The sequence below is a fragment of the Chromobacterium amazonense genome (assembly GCF_001855565.1).
GTDB lineage: Bacteria > Pseudomonadota > Gammaproteobacteria > Burkholderiales > Chromobacteriaceae > Chromobacterium > Chromobacterium amazonense.
Genome location: NZ_MKCR01000018.1, coordinates 39,255 through 52,760, shown reverse-complemented (window position 1 = coordinate 52,760; position 13,506 = coordinate 39,255). Strand labels below are relative to the sequence as shown.

Here is a 13,506-nt window from a genome sequence, read left to right as displayed (position 1 = left end):
CAGCTCGGCCAGCACGCCGCGCGGCTGTTCCGGCGACAAGCGCAGCTGCGCCGCCGGGCCGTACAGGGCAGCCAGCCGCTCGCGGATATTGGCCAGCCCGACCCCGGCCGGCGCCGCTTCGGCGATGCCTACCCCGCTGTCGCGCACCAGCAAGTGGAGCGAACCATCCTGCCGCTCGGCGCGGATGACGATTTCGCCGCCGGCCACGCTGGGTTCCAGCCCATGCTTCAGCGCATTCTCCACCAGAGGCTGCAGCAGCAAGGGCGGCAGCGGCAGCGCCTTCAGCTCCTCCGCCACCTCCACGCTGACTCGCAGCCGCTCGCCCATGCGGATGGCGGCGATGTCCAATAGCGCGCCCACCATGTCCAGTTCCTGGCCCAGCGTGCCGCTTGCGCTGCGGCTGCGCGCCAGGCTGCCTCGCAAATAGGTATTCAAATAGCCGAGCATGCGGCTCGCGCGCGGCGGATCGGTCTCGATCAGGCTTTGCACATTGGCCAGGGTGTTGAACAGGAAATGCGGCTCGATCTGCGCCTGCAACATGGCCAGTTGCGCCGCCGTCTGCGCTTCGCGGCTTTCCGCCTCGCGCCGGCGCGTGGCCTCCAGTTCGCCCGCCAGCGCCTGAGAACGGTAGTACAGCAGGCTCAGCGTCATGGCGAACATCGCCACCAGCAAGGTCGGCACGAGAAACAGATACGCGCGCTCAGGCACGCGCAAAGCTAGCGCCAACACATCGAATGCGCCCAGCCAGGCCGCCAGCTTGAAGCCGAACGGCACGCTGAACAGCAGCACCAAGACATAGACCAGGGCGCGATTCAGCTTGAACCAGCCGCCCAGCACGCTGCCGCTCAACCAGCAGCTGTAGCCTATGCAAAACGAAATCAGCACATTGTCGTACAGCCGGCCCCAGCCGCCCAACGAGGAAAAGAACAAAGCGATGGCCAGGTTGATGCCGCTGCAGAGGGCAAACTCCTGAAGTACGCCGGACCAGCGCTGGAATGCATTCATGATTAGGCCTCAATAAAAATAATCAAACACCAGCTGCCAACTCTGCTGCGGCATCGCCGCGCCATACTGCGTCAGCGCTCCGCCGTCGAATCGCTGCCACTGCAAGGCCAGATCGACATGGGGCCAATGGTAGCGCGCCTCCGCCCAGTTCATGCCGCTATGGTCCACCAGGCTGGTCTGCCGCATCGCGGTCAGGTCCAGGCTGTCCACCAGCGCGTCCTGCCAGCTGGCGCGCAACAGGGCCGCCCGCCGCGTCAACAGCGAGGTCGAGTTTGCCATGCTCTGGCGATAAGACCCATAGAACAGGCTTTGCCGCAGACGGTCCCACTCGGCCGCCTCCGGCGCCGCGCCATCGTACTGGCCCTCGAGCGTCAAGCTCAGCTTGTTGGCGCCGGTCCAGGTGCTGCCCAGCGCCAGCCGGTTGCGCCAGCCGCCAGCCTCCTCACCCAGCCAGCGCCGCCAATCGCTCTTTGTCTTTCCGCCGGCCCATTCGACGTAGGCGACGGTGGAGTCGGTCAGCACATGGCTGAGATTGAATCCGAGCTGCGGCGAGCCGCCCTGCTGGCGGAACGCTAGCCATTGCGGGTTCCAGCTTTCGGAAAATTGACAACTGAAAGCCAGCAACATCCGCTCCCTGGGGTTGCTCGCGCCCCAGTCCGCGCTCAGGCCGTTGCCGCTAGGCGCGTCCGCCAGCTTGGGCGACCAGATCGCGGTCAGCGAGGCGCTATCCCACAATTTTTGCCAGCGCAGCATGGCGTTGCCCAGCCGGTTTTCGCGCAGGCTTTCCTGGTCTGCCGACACCACCGAGCGCACCGTGCCCTCGCCCAGAAAGTCGGTCGGGTTATAGCCCACGCCGACGCCGTATCGGGTGTTGACGCGGCCGATGTCAAAAATGCTCTCACTGCCGAAGGCGCGGCTCAGATAGGCCTCGCGCAGCGTATTGACGCCATGGCTGCGCGAGAGCGAATTGTCGAAACGCTGATCCAGCCGGTCCGAGAACACGCCGCGCCAGTCCGCGTTCAGGCGGCCATCCCAGCGCAGGTCGAAGGACAGCCGCTGCGCGTCCGGCATCGCTTGATTGACGATGGCGGCGGATTCGAACAGCAGCTTCAGGTCGCGCGGCTTGTCGCTCATCGCCGGCGTTTGGTCCGCCAGCTGCAGCGCCGCCGCGTCGTCATCGGCCCAGGCTGCCGCCGACAGCGCCGCCAAAGACAGCATCAACCAGGCGCGCATCGCTCACTCCGCCCTGAAGCGCGGCAGGTAGTCGCGCTGCAGCCAGGCCTCCGGCACCTCGCGCCAGGCGAAGTCGCTGTTGCGCATCACCGTCACCCACTTGGGGTTCAGGCCGTCGATGATCACGGTCTCGGTGGGCCGCTCGCGGCCCAACACCTGCCGATATCCGCGGTAATAGGCGGTTTTCAGCAGGCTGCCGCTCTCCGAGTAGAACTTGGCCTTGCGGCTGCGATAGCCGTCCTTGTCCAGCCACAGGTCGATGGCGTGATAAGTGACGCCGCCGTTGCGGGCCGACAGATGCAGTTTGTAGCAATGCTGGCTCTGGCGGTCGCCATCCTGGATGTCCTCCTCTCCGTCCAGCTTGGCGGTATAGTCCAGCGCCAGATTCACCGTCACCACGTCGCCGTTGGAAGCCTGGCCCAACAGGCGCTGTTGCGGCGAGATCGGCACGCTGGCCTTGCTGGCCGGGTCGTAAAACCATAGATCGTTGCCGTTTTTCAGCATCAGTTTGCCGGCGTCGCGCGCCGGGCTGACGAAACGCAGCAGGCTGCGAAACTGGCCGCTGTTCTTATCGGCGCGCGAATACACCGCCAGCGCGCTGCGCTCGTTCTCTTGGCCGTCCTTGTAGCTGACCAGCGAGACGATCAGGCCGAACGGCTTGTCCGGATTGCGCACCGCATCGCTGCCCGCCAGTATGGTCTGCGCGTCCGGCGCGGCCAGCGCGAACGGAGCGGCCAGGGCAAAAGTCAGGGTCATCAGCGTCGTTTTCATCTTCTTTTCCTCAAGCATGGCGCAGCGCGTCCACGATCACGGCGCGGGCGGCGCGGCGCGCCGGCCACCAGGCGGACAAGGTGGCCATCAGCATCAACCCCAGCGCGGTGGCCAGCATCATGCCGTTCTCGCCCCACAGCCGGACATAAATGGGCGACGGATCCACCTGCCCCGGCGGCAGCCAGGTCAGCCCGGCGTGATTGATCAACGCCGCCAGCAGCAAGGACAAGGCGATGCCGCAGACGCTGCCCAAGCCGCCCAGCATCACGCCCTCGCACAGGAACAGGCGCTGGATGCCGCCGCGGCGCAGACCCATGGCCCGCAACGTGCCGATCTCCACCGTTCGCTCCATCACCACCATATTCATGGTGTTGGCGATGGTGAACAGCGAGACGCAGCCGATCAGGATGGACAGGAAACCGAAGATGGTGCCGAACATGCCGGTGATCTGGCCGTATTGCGGCTGCAGCTCGCTGAAGTCATACGCCGCCAGCGGCTGATCCTTCAGCGAGGTGGCGAACAGCTGAGCCAGCCGCGCGCGCGCCGCCGGAATTTGCGCGGTGTGCCGAAGCTGCAGCGCGATGGCGGTGACGCGCGGCTCGTCCGAGCCATACACCAGCCGCTGCGCCTGGGCCAGATGCAGGCTGACGAACATATCGTCCAGCTCCTTCACCCCCATGCTCTGCGCCTTCACCACCTGCAGCCTAGCCACATTGGGCGCGCCGCTGGCGGTGGCGGCCAGCAGCTCGATGCTGCCGTCGGCCTTTGGCTGCGGCGTGGAGGCGGACAGCGCGGCGAGATCCGCCGGCATGCTTTCGCCGCTCTTGTCTTGCTTCGGCGGCGGCGAACAATGCTCCACTTTCAGCGCTCCGCACAGCTGCAGCACCCGCGCCAGGCCCTTGCCTATCACCGCCGCATCGGGCGCGCTGTCGGTCAGCGCCGTCGGCTTGCCCGGGATGCCGAAATGGTAGTCGTCCCACTGCCGCATGCGGTTCTGCCCGTCCACCTCGCTGCCCTGGGCGAAGACGGTGCGCGACGCGCCTGCGGCGTAATGGCCGGCGATGCCGCCCAGCGACAGCGTGGGCGTGGCCACCGTCAGCATGGGTTTCAAGATCGGATCGTTCTCCACCACGCGGATCACGCGCTGGTAATCGCGGATGCCGTAAGCGGCAGGATTGCCGCTGCCATACAGGAAAAAATCCTTCTGCTGGATTTGCAGATGGCCCATGCCGCGCACAAAGCTGGTTTGCAGGCCGTACTGCACGGTGCGGTTGTAGCCGCCGAACAGCAGCAGGGCCACCACGCCCGCCACCATGGTGCCCAGCGTGGCCAGGGTGCGGCGGCGGTTGCGCAAGAGATTGCGCCAGGCCAATTTGACGGTGCTCATGCGATTTCCTTTTCGATTTGCCGCTGGTGGCTGACGCGGCCGTCGCGCACATGGTAGCGGTCGTCCGCGGCGGCGATTACCTGAGGATCATGCGAGGAGAACACCACGGTCAGCTGGTACTGTCGCTGCAAATCGCGCAGCAAGGCCAGAATGGCCGCGCCGGTCTGGCTGTCCAGATTGGCGGTGGGTTCGTCCGCCAGCACCAGCGAAGGCCGATGCGCCAGCGCGCGGGCGATGGCCACGCGTTGGCGCTGGCCGCCGGACAGCTGGCCTGGCCGGTTGCGCGCCTTGTCCGACAGTCCCACCGCGTCGAGCAGCTCCATCACCCGGCTCTTGCGCTCCGGCGCCGGCACCCGGTTCAAGATCAACGGATACTCCACGTTCTCGTATGCCGACAGCACCGGCAGCAGGTTGAAGTTCTGGAAGATGAAACCGATATGGCGGGCGCGGAAATCGCTGAGCGCGTCGTCGCCCAGGTGAACGATGTCCTGCCCTGCCACCAAGATGGAGCCTGCGTCCGGTCTATCCACGCCGCCTATCAGGTTCAGCAATGTGGTCTTGCCGCTGCCGGACGGACCGGCCAATACGGTGAAACCGCCGGGACGGATGGCCAGCGCCACATCCTGCAGCGCCGGCACCGTGATCTGATCCAACTGGTAATGCTTGCAAACGCCATGCATCTCCACGGTCCACATCTGCGCTCTCCTGGGTCAATGGGAATGTTTGTACTGTAAACAGCCGCAGCGCCGCCTGCCGCGGCCTGCGACAAAATGCGGCAACGCGGCGCGAAATGCGCCCCGCCGTCGCCAAGCGCATGACATGCGCCTGCATGCGGCGTACGATTTAAACCATGCCCTCTTCATGGAGTAAGCGAAAGATGACGCAAGACCAGAACAAGACCACGCAAACGCTGGAAAACGAGGCGCCGGAAACCGCCCCTGCCCCCAAGCGCCGGCAAAGCGCGCGCGAGCGCAATGTGCAGCGCGTGCATGCGGAATCGGTGCAGACCATCGAGGAGATCAGCCAGCAACCGATGGCGCAGCAGGTTGCCCGCGCGCCGCATGGCAGCAACGAGGACAGCACCACGGCCGAGCTGCCGCCCGGCTACCCCTACCATACGCGGATGCGCCGCCCGGAATACGAGCGGGTGAAGCAGGAACTGCAGATCGAGCTGCTGAAAGTGCAAAGCTGGGTCAAGGAGAGCGGACAGAAAATCGTCATCCTGTTCGAGGGGCGCGACGCCGCGGGCAAGGGCGGCACCATCAAGCGTTATATGGAGCACCTGAATCCACGCGGCGCGCGCGTGGTGGCGCTGGAAAAACCCAGCGAGCAGGAGCGCAGCCAATGGTATTTCCAGCGCTACATCGCCCACCTGCCCAGCGCAGGCGAAATCGTGTTTTTCGACCGTTCCTGGTACAACCGCGCCGGCGTGGAGCGCGTGATGGGCTTCTGCTCGCCGGTGGAATATCTGGAGTTCATGCGCCAGGCGCCGCAGCTGGAGCGCATGCTGGTCAATAGCGGCATCCGCTTGTTCAAGTACTGGTTCTCGGTCAGCCGCGAGGAGCAGCTGCGCCGTTTCATCTCGCGCCGCGACGATCCGCTGAAACACTGGAAACTGTCTCCGATAGACATACAGTCGCTGGATAAATGGGACGACTACACCGCAGCCAAGCAGGCGATGTTCTTCCATACCCACACCGGAGACGCGCCCTGGACGGTGGTGAAGTCGGACGACAAGAAACGCGCCCGCCTCAACTGCATCCGCCATTTCCTGTCGCGGCTGGACTATCCGGGCAAGGACGCGCGCGTCGCCCACGCGCCGGATCCCCTGATCGTGGGCGATCCCGGGGAAATGATAGGCGCGTGATCGGCGCGGGGCCTGGCCTTTCTAACGGACCGGGCAAGATACTGGACATATGTGCATTGCCGTATGAATCGTCAATGGCATAAAATAACCCAAGCAAGCGTCAGGGCCTTATCTCCGTCCCGGCGCTTTCTTTCGTCCATTCCGCATGCCCTTGCCCATGAATCCTGACCCTGCTTGTCGTCGCGTCAGCGGCGCGCCATACCGCTTCCGTCCGGCAGCCGCTCTGCTATCGGCCGTCCTGGCTGGCACGCCGGGCGCTGGCGGCGTGGCGGCAGACAGACTCTCCCCCGCGCTGACCATCAGCGGCGATATCGGCCACTTCACCGATCCCGGCAGCAAAACCTACACCATCAGCTTGCCCAGCCTGGCCAGCATGCCGCAGCGCAATATCACCACAGCCACCGATTGGACGCCCAAGGGCACGTTCAGCGGGCCGCTGCTGCGCGATCTGCTGGCCAAGGCAGGCGCCCGCGGCACGCAAGTCAAGTTCTACGGCGCTGACGATTACAGCATCACCGTGCCGATTGCCGATTTCAGCCGCTACGACGTGATTCTGGCCTGGCGCTGGAACGGCAAACCGCTGCAGCTGGAAAACTACGGCCCGTTCTGGGTGATGTACCCGATTCCGACGATGCCGTCTGACGAAACCGGCGGCACGTTCACCTCCAAGCTGATTTGGCAGGTCACCCGCATGGAGGTGAGATGAGCCTCGCCAAACGCTTCTCGCTGAGCGAGCTGTTAGGCTATGGCCGCGCCATCATGGCGATATCGCTGTGCGCCACCTTGCTGATTTCCGCAGCGCTGTACTCATCGGTGATCAAGCGGCCGATTCCAGACAAGGCCAGCGATTTGTACTGGATGGTGGCGCAGCTGCAGCTATCGCTGAACCGCGTGGAAATGGACGCCTGGCGCTACCAGGCCGGACAGATTCCCCGACAGGAGGTGGACAGCAGCTACGCCATCGCCGTCAGCAAATACCGCATGTACTCGCAGCCGTCCGCCGCCAATGCCATCCTGGCGGCGGTGCCCGGCTTCCCGGAACTGCGGGCAGCGCTGGCCGGCGTGTTCGAGCGTCCGCAGCGGCAATGGAGCCGGCAAGACGCTCAGCAATTGTCCCAGGACTTGGCGCAGCTGCGTTCGCAATTGGCGGACTTCGCCGTCCAGGCCCGGCAGCGAGAAAACAGCGAGATGGTGCAGCAGATGAGGCTGATGGAAAACCATCAGACCATGTATCTGCTGGGTTTGACCTGCTGGCTGGGCTTTCTCTGCCTGTTCTGGGTAGTGATGCACCGCTTCGGCAAAATCAAGCGCCAGGCCTCTCAGCAGCAGCAGATCCTGGAGCGCGAGCAGGCGGCGCGCGCGGCGCTGGTGCAAAGCGAACTGGCGCGCGACACCTTCCTCGCCACCATCAGCCATGAAATCCGCTCGCCCCTGCAAAGCATACAGACTTGCGTCGAACTGCTGGAGTACAGCGTGCAGCCCGACACGCCGGGCTATGGCTACCTCGCCCGACTGAAGCACAGCACCGAGCACTTGCTGGAGCAAGTGCGCGACATCATGGACATCTCGGCGCTGAAAAACCATCAACTGACGCTGGAGCCGGCAGCCACCGACGTCGCCGCGCTGATCGAAACCGTAGAGCTGGCGCATAGAAGCCATGCCGAGGCCAAGGGCCTGAGCCTGCGCATAGACTGTCCGGCCCTCCCGGCATTGTGGCTGGACGGCCATCGGCTGCGGCAAATCGTCTGGAACCTGCTGTCCAATGCCATACGCTACACCGACCACGGCCAGATCGAGCTGACCCTGCGCTACTCATCGCGGCAACTGGAAATATGGGTTCGGGATACCGGCGTCGGCATTCCGGATGAAATCAAAGCCCAATTGTTTCGGCCTTTCGCCCGCGGCAAGAACCGCCGCCCCGGCAGCAGCGGCCTGGGCCTGGCCATCGTCCACGAGCTGGTCATGCTGTTCGGCGGCACCATCAAGGTTTCCAGCCAAGTAGGCGCCGGCAGTTGCTTCCGGCTGCTGTTGCCCGCCTTGGAGGCGGCAAGCATGGCCGAGCTTGAAGAGGCGGAGCCGCAGCCGGGACGCATCCTGCTGCTCGACGACGACGACCAAATCCGCGAGTCCTACCAAGCTTTGCTGGAGGCCAAGGGCTATGCCGTCGATACCGTGGCCACGGTGCCGGCGGCCATTGAAAGAGTGCTGTCGCAGCGCTACCACTTGCTGCTGCTCGATCTGCAGGTCGGCAACGCCAGCGGCTACGAAGTGGCCGAGGCGGCGCGGCAAGCGCTGACCAACCTGAAAACGCCAGTCATCGGCATGACCGCGTTCAAGCAGGAGTTCTCCGATCCACGCCACACGCTGCTCACCGGCAAACTGGAAAAGCCGTTCAACTTTGGCCAACTGCAGAAACTGCTGGCGCTCTATCTGCCCTCAGCCCGACAGGGGGCCGCCCGGACAGCCTGAAGTGTCCAAGCCCACCCTTCGCCGCGCGGCCAAGCCAGGCATGAGGCCAATCTTGGTCTATCGTGAAATTCCTAAGGAAGGTCTGAACAAGTCTCCAATCTTCCCGTAAACTGACTCCCCCTCAGTCAGATCCAGGACGCCAGCATGCGACAGCAGATGACCTTCACCGATCTCGAACTCGCCGCTAAGAAGAAGCGCACCCGCCGCGAAATCTTTCTGACAGAGATGGATCAGGTCATGCCTTGGGCGCAGCTCGAAGCCGTCATCGATCCAGTGTATCCCAAGCCTGGCAACGGTCGCCGCCCCTACCCGTTGTCCGCCATGCTGCGCGTCTACTGCCTGCAGCACTGGTACAGCCTGTCCGATCCCGCCATGGAAGAAAGCCTGTACGAGATCGCCTCCATGCGCCAGTTCGCCGGCCTCTCCCTGGACGCCGTCCCGGACGAAACCACCCTGCTGAACTTCCGCCATCTGCTGGAAAAGCACCAGCTGACCCACGCTCTGTTTACCGCCATCCACCAGCATCTCTGCGACAAAGGGCTGATGTTGAAGCAAGGCACCATCGTCGATGCCACCCTGATCCACGCGCCCAGCTCCACCAAAAACGCTCAGGGCGAGCGCGATCCGGACATGCATCAAACCAAGAAGGGCAATCAGTGGTACTTCGGCATGAAGGCCCATATCGGCGTCGACGCCCAGTCCGGCTTGGTGCATCACGTGGCCGGCACCCCCGCCAATGTGGCGGATGTCACGATGGTCGATCAGTTGTTGCACGGCGAGGAAATCGATGTGTTTGGCGACGCCGGCTTTGCTGGCGTGCACAAGCGAGCCGAACACCAATCGCGAGCGGTGCGTTGGTGGATTGCGATGAGGCCCGGCCAGCGCAAAGCGCTGACCGATTCAGCCGACGACCGGCAGATCCAGCTGGGCGAAATGGTCAAAGCCAAGATTCGGGCCAAAGTGGAGCATCCGTTTCGGGTCATCAAGCAGCAGTTTGGCTACCTGAAAACACGCTACCGCGGCTTGAAGAAGAATACCGCGCAACTGATGACGCTGTTTGGGCTGGCCAACATCTGGCTGGCGCGAAAGGCCTTGCTGGCGGCGAGTTGAAAGGGCGGATGGCCGGAAGCATCCGGTCATCCTCATGGCGCGCGATCTAGAATTGGTAGGTCTAATGCAACCGAAGCCCCCGCGAGAAATTGCATTTCTGTTTGCGTGGCAGGTTGTTCAGACCTTCCCTAACCGTCTTTCCGCTTTTCTCAAAGGGATTGCCGATAAAAAGCGGATACCGGTATATTTAAACCAAATAAGAAGAACTACTTAGGGAAGGTCTGAACAACCTGCCACGCAAACAGAAATGCAATTTCTCGCGGGGCTTCGGTTGCATTTCACCCACCAATTCCAGATCGCCCGCCATGAGGATGACCGGGTGCTTCCGGTCATCCGGCCTTTTAACTCGCCGCCAGCAAGGCCTTTCGCGCCAGCCAGATGTTGGCCAGCCCAAACAGCGTCATCAGTTGCGCGGTGTTCTTCTTCAAACCGCGGTAGCGTGTTTTCAGGTAGCCAAACTGCTGCTTGATGACCCGAAACGGATGCTCCACTTTGGCCCGAATCTTGGCTTTGACCATTTCGCCCAGCTGGATCTGCCGGTCGTCGGCTGAATCGGTCAGCGCTTTGCGCTGGCCGGGCCTCATCGCAATCCACCAACGCACCGCTCGCGATTGGTGTTCGGCTCGCTTGTGCACGCCAGCAAAGCCGGCGTCGCCAAACACATCGATTTCCTCGCCGTGCAACAACTGATCGACCATCGTGACATCCGCCACATTGGCGGGGGTGCCGGCCACGTGATGCACCAAGCCGGACTGGGCGTCGACGCCGATATGGGCCTTCATGCCGAAGTACCACTGATTGCCCTTCTTGGTTTGATGCATGTCCGGATCGCGCTCGCCCTGAGCGTTTTTGGTGGAGCTGGGCGCGTGGATCAGGGTGGCATCGACGATGGTGCCTTGCTTCAACATCAGCCCTTTGTCGCAGAGATGCTGGTGGATGGCGGTAAACAGAGCGTGGGTCAGCTGGTGCTTTTCCAGCAGATGGCGGAAGTTCAGCAGGGTGGTTTCGTCCGGGACGGCGTCCAGGGAGAGGCCGGCGAACTGGCGCATGGAGGCGATCTCGTACAGGCTTTCTTCCATGGCGGGATCGGACAGGCTGTACCAGTGCTGCAGGCAGTAGACGCGCAGCATGGCGGACAACGGGTAGGGGCGGCGACCGTTGCCAGGCTTGGGATACACTGGATCGATGACGGCTTCGAGCTGCGCCCAAGGCATGACCTGATCCATCTCTGTCAGAAAGATTTCGCGGCGGGTGCGCTTCTTCTTAGCGGCGAGTTCGAGATCGGTGAAGGTCATCTGCTGTCGCATGCTGGCGTCCTGGATCTGACTGAGGGGGAGTCAGTTTACGGGAAGATTGGAGACTTGTTCAGACCTTCCTTAGAGCGGCTAACAAAAATCAGTTTCACGGCTGATTCAAGGCGCGCCGACGCAGGCAGTACTTGAGTACGGCAAGTCGGCGCGACGCCGCATCAGGAGTTTTGTTAGCCACTCTTATAGCCCATCGCAGCCCCCGAACAACATATGGTTTAGCAGGTAATGGTCATGAGTCAGACGCAGCAGAAATGGGGCCACCTGGGCATCCGCATCATCCTGGTCGCGGCAGCCGCCATCACGGTAGCGTTCGCGGTGATGATCACGCTGATCGCCAAGCTCAATTACAACGAAGCCATCGACAACGGTTACCAGCTGGCAACGGAGCAAGCCGCCAGCTACGCCAAGGATGCCGAAAGCGATTTCGACCGCGGCTTTCAACTGCCCAAACACCTGGCCGGCGCCATCGAGGGCATACGCCGCACCGGCAAACCGGACCGCAAGCAGACCGACGCGATGATCATGCAATTGCTGGACAACGCGCCGCAATCCATCGGGCTATGGATGCTGTGGGAGCCTAACGCTTTCGACGGCAACGACAACGCTTTCCGCTTCGACTGGCCGCGCCATGACCCATCCGGCCGCTATCAGCCCTACATTACCCGCAATGCTCAGGGCAAGGCGCAGATGGACGTGATGGTGGACAGCGACCGCGTCAAGCAATTTCCCAAATACAAGGAACATCCTGAAGCCTATCAACCGGATTACGAAAAGCCGGGTTGGGGCGATTTCTACTACGTGCCCAAGCAACGCGGACGCGACACCATCACCGAGCCCTACCCCTACGAGGTGCAAGGCAAAAAGGTGCTGGAGAGTTCCCTGGCCGTGGTCATGAAGGACGCCAGCGGCAAGATGAGCGGCGTTTCGGCCACCGACCTGGCCCTGGACCAGCTGCAAAAACGCTTTGGCCCCATCCACCCGCGCGAAACCGGCTTCGTCCGCATCGTGTCCGAAGGCGGCATCTATGTCGTCAATCCCCAGGCCGAGCTGTTGGGCAAGCCGGTGGCCAAGGAAGATCCGCTGTTCGCCCACCTGCCCGACATTAAAAAAGGCAGCGACTTCGTCTATGAGGACGGGGGATTCACCCATTTCTTCCACCCCATACGCGTCGGCGAAACCGGCCAGTTCTGGTCCATCGGCATCAGCATTCCCACCGCCGCCATCACTGCCGAGGCCCGGCGCTCGATGTTCGCGGCCATCGCCATTGGCGTGGCGGCGCTGGCGCTGATCCTGCTGTTGCTGACCGTGGTGATCCGCACGCTGACCAAACCGCTGATCAAACTGGCGGAAACCATGGAGCAACTGGCCAACGGCGGCGGCGATCTGACCTCGCGCATCGCCATCGCCAACCGCGACGAGATCGGCCGCACCGCCTATGCCTTCAACCGCTTCCTGGACAGTCTGCGCGACATGTTCATCCAGGTGCGGGAGCAAAGCCGCCAGGTTTCGGCCGCCGCTAGCCAGCTCAGCCATTCCGCCAATCAGGTGCATGACGCGTCCACCCAGCAATCCGATGCCGCCTCCGCCAGCGCCGCCAGCGTGCAGCAGGTCACCGTCGGCGCCCAGCACATCGCCGACACCGCGCAGCAGGCCGGCAGCATCGCCCGCGAAACCGGCGAACTGACCGAACAGAGCGTGGCCAAGGTCAACCGCGTCACCGGCGAAATCCAGCGCATGACCGACACCATGCACGCGCTGGCCGACCGCATGAGCGGCCTGGGCAACCGCTCCAATGAGGTCACCACCATCGTCGGCGTGATCAAGGACATCGCCGACCAGACCAATCTGCTGGCCCTGAACGCGGCCATCGAAGCGGCGCGGGCCGGTGAAATGGGCCGCGGCTTCGCCGTGGTGGCGGACGAAGTGCGCAACCTGGCCGGCCGCACCGCCGAGGCCACGGTGCAGATCACTCGCATCGTCGAAGCGATCAGCAGCGAAACGCGCCAGGCGGTGGGGGACGTTCAGAACAGCAGCCAGCAGGTCGATCTCAGCGTCGGCATCGCCGAAGAAGCCAATCAGGCCATGCGCGAAGTGCAGAATTACAATCGCCAGCTAGTGGCCAGCATTGTCGACATCGCCACGGCCACCCGCCAGCAATCCAGCGCCAGCCAGGAAATCGCCCAGAATGTGGAGCGCATCAGCGGCATGGCGCAAAGCAATAACCAGACCGTGCGCGAAGTCAGCGATGCCGTCAGCCGCCTGCGCGAGCTATCCAGCGAACTGGAGCAACTGGTGGGGCACTTCAAGTTGTAATCGACGCCCGCTGCTTTGGGAGCCCGGCCTGGCCGGGCTTT

At 63.2% G+C, this 13,506-nt stretch carries 11 protein-coding genes; 5 read left to right on the top strand and 6 right to left on the bottom strand.

The window, feature by feature from the left end; translation table 11 throughout:
• The 5 genes from BI343_RS09440 to BI343_RS09420 form a co-directional block, all read right to left on the bottom strand.
• The coding region (locus BI343_RS09440) for a sensor histidine kinase (RefSeq protein ID WP_071109515.1) at nucleotides 1–1,005 on the bottom strand (1,005 nt) is incomplete at its 3' end.
• 9 nt (nucleotides 1,006–1,014) lie between these two features.
• Nucleotides 1,015–2,238 carry a hypothetical protein gene (locus tag BI343_RS09435; RefSeq protein ID WP_071109514.1) on the bottom strand — a complete coding sequence of 408 codons (1,224 nt, stop codon included), beginning with the start codon at nucleotides 2,236–2,238 and terminating at the stop codon, nucleotides 1,015–1,017.
• 3 nt (nucleotides 2,239–2,241) lie between these two features.
• Complete coding sequence (locus BI343_RS09430) at nucleotides 2,242–3,009, bottom strand: outer membrane lipoprotein-sorting protein (RefSeq protein ID WP_139165692.1); 768 nt, start codon at nucleotides 3,007–3,009, stop codon at nucleotides 2,242–2,244.
• 10 nt (nucleotides 3,010–3,019) lie between these two features.
• Nucleotides 3,020–4,396: an ABC transporter permease gene (locus BI343_RS09425; RefSeq protein ID WP_071109512.1), complete on the bottom strand. Its 1,377-nt coding sequence runs from the start codon at nucleotides 4,394–4,396 to the stop codon at nucleotides 3,020–3,022.
• Entirely contained in the window at nucleotides 4,393–5,091 is a 699-nt protein-coding gene (locus BI343_RS09420) for an ABC transporter ATP-binding protein (protein ID WP_071109511.1), read from the bottom strand. Before BI343_RS09420 ends, BI343_RS09425 begins: the two co-directional genes overlap by 4 nt.
• A gap of 338 nt (nucleotides 5,092–5,429) precedes the next feature.
• Here BI343_RS09420 and ppk2 point away from each other — a divergent pair, with 338 nt between their 5' ends.
• The 4 genes from ppk2 to BI343_RS09400 all read left to right on the top strand — a co-directional run bounded on the left by ppk2 (nucleotide 5,430) and on the right by BI343_RS09400 (nucleotide 9,842).
• Nucleotides 5,430–6,263, top strand: coding sequence for a polyphosphate kinase 2 (gene ppk2 / locus BI343_RS09415; protein ID WP_052246895.1), 834 nt, complete (start codon nucleotides 5,430–5,432; stop codon nucleotides 6,261–6,263).
• 157 nt (nucleotides 6,264–6,420) lie between these two features.
• On the top strand, nucleotides 6,421–6,969 hold the full coding sequence (locus BI343_RS09410; RefSeq protein WP_071109510.1) for a putative pterin-binding protein: 549 nt from the start codon (nucleotides 6,421–6,423) through the stop codon (nucleotides 6,967–6,969).
• The gene (locus tag BI343_RS09405; protein WP_071109509.1) at nucleotides 6,966–8,732 is read left to right on the top strand and encodes a hybrid sensor histidine kinase/response regulator; all 1,767 of its coding nucleotides are present in this window, start codon (nucleotides 6,966–6,968) and stop codon (nucleotides 8,730–8,732) included. The genes BI343_RS09410 and BI343_RS09405 overlap by 4 nt, the downstream gene beginning before the upstream one ends.
• 144 nt (nucleotides 8,733–8,876) lie before the next feature.
• Nucleotides 8,877–9,842 carry an IS5 family transposase gene (locus BI343_RS09400; RefSeq protein WP_083340712.1) on the top strand — a complete coding sequence of 322 codons (966 nt, stop codon included), beginning with the start codon at nucleotides 8,877–8,879 and terminating at the stop codon, nucleotides 9,840–9,842.
• A 341-nt stretch (nucleotides 9,843–10,183) separates the two neighbouring features.
• Here BI343_RS09400 and BI343_RS09395 read toward each other — a convergent pair whose 3' ends face one another.
• Nucleotides 10,184–11,149: an IS5 family transposase gene (locus BI343_RS09395; protein WP_083340712.1), complete on the bottom strand. Its 966-nt coding sequence runs from the start codon at nucleotides 11,147–11,149 to the stop codon at nucleotides 10,184–10,186.
• 234 nt (nucleotides 11,150–11,383) lie between these two features.
• Between BI343_RS09395 and BI343_RS09390 the strand changes: the two genes are divergently transcribed.
• Nucleotides 11,384–13,465: a methyl-accepting chemotaxis protein gene (locus tag BI343_RS09390; RefSeq protein ID WP_071109508.1), complete on the top strand. Its 2,082-nt coding sequence runs from the start codon at nucleotides 11,384–11,386 to the stop codon at nucleotides 13,463–13,465.
• The last annotated feature ends 41 nt before the right edge of the window (nucleotides 13,466–13,506 follow it).

Coding starts and splice junctions, on each gene's coding strand:
- BI343_RS09435 (WP_071109514.1), bottom strand. CDS start 2,238: ATGCGCGCCTGGTTGATGCTGTCTTTGGCGGCGCTGTCGGCGGCAGCC.
- BI343_RS09430 (WP_139165692.1), bottom strand. CDS start 3,009: ATGAAAACGACGCTGATGACCCTGACTTTTGCCCTGGCCGCTCCGTTC.
- BI343_RS09425 (WP_071109512.1), bottom strand. CDS start 4,396: ATGAGCACCGTCAAATTGGCCTGGCGCAATCTCTTGCGCAACCGCCGC.
- BI343_RS09420 (WP_071109511.1), bottom strand. CDS start 5,091: ATGTGGACCGTGGAGATGCATGGCGTTTGCAAGCATTACCAGTTGGAT.
- ppk2 (WP_052246895.1), top strand. CDS start 5,430: ATGGCGCAGCAGGTTGCCCGCGCGCCGCATGGCAGCAACGAGGACAGC.
- BI343_RS09410 (WP_071109510.1), top strand. CDS start 6,421: ATGAATCCTGACCCTGCTTGTCGTCGCGTCAGCGGCGCGCCATACCGC.
- BI343_RS09405 (WP_071109509.1), top strand. CDS start 6,966: ATGAGCCTCGCCAAACGCTTCTCGCTGAGCGAGCTGTTAGGCTATGGC.
- BI343_RS09400 (WP_083340712.1), top strand. CDS start 8,877: ATGCGACAGCAGATGACCTTCACCGATCTCGAACTCGCCGCTAAGAAG.
- BI343_RS09395 (WP_083340712.1), bottom strand. CDS start 11,149: ATGCGACAGCAGATGACCTTCACCGATCTCGAACTCGCCGCTAAGAAG.
- BI343_RS09390 (WP_071109508.1), top strand. CDS start 11,384: ATGAGTCAGACGCAGCAGAAATGGGGCCACCTGGGCATCCGCATCATC.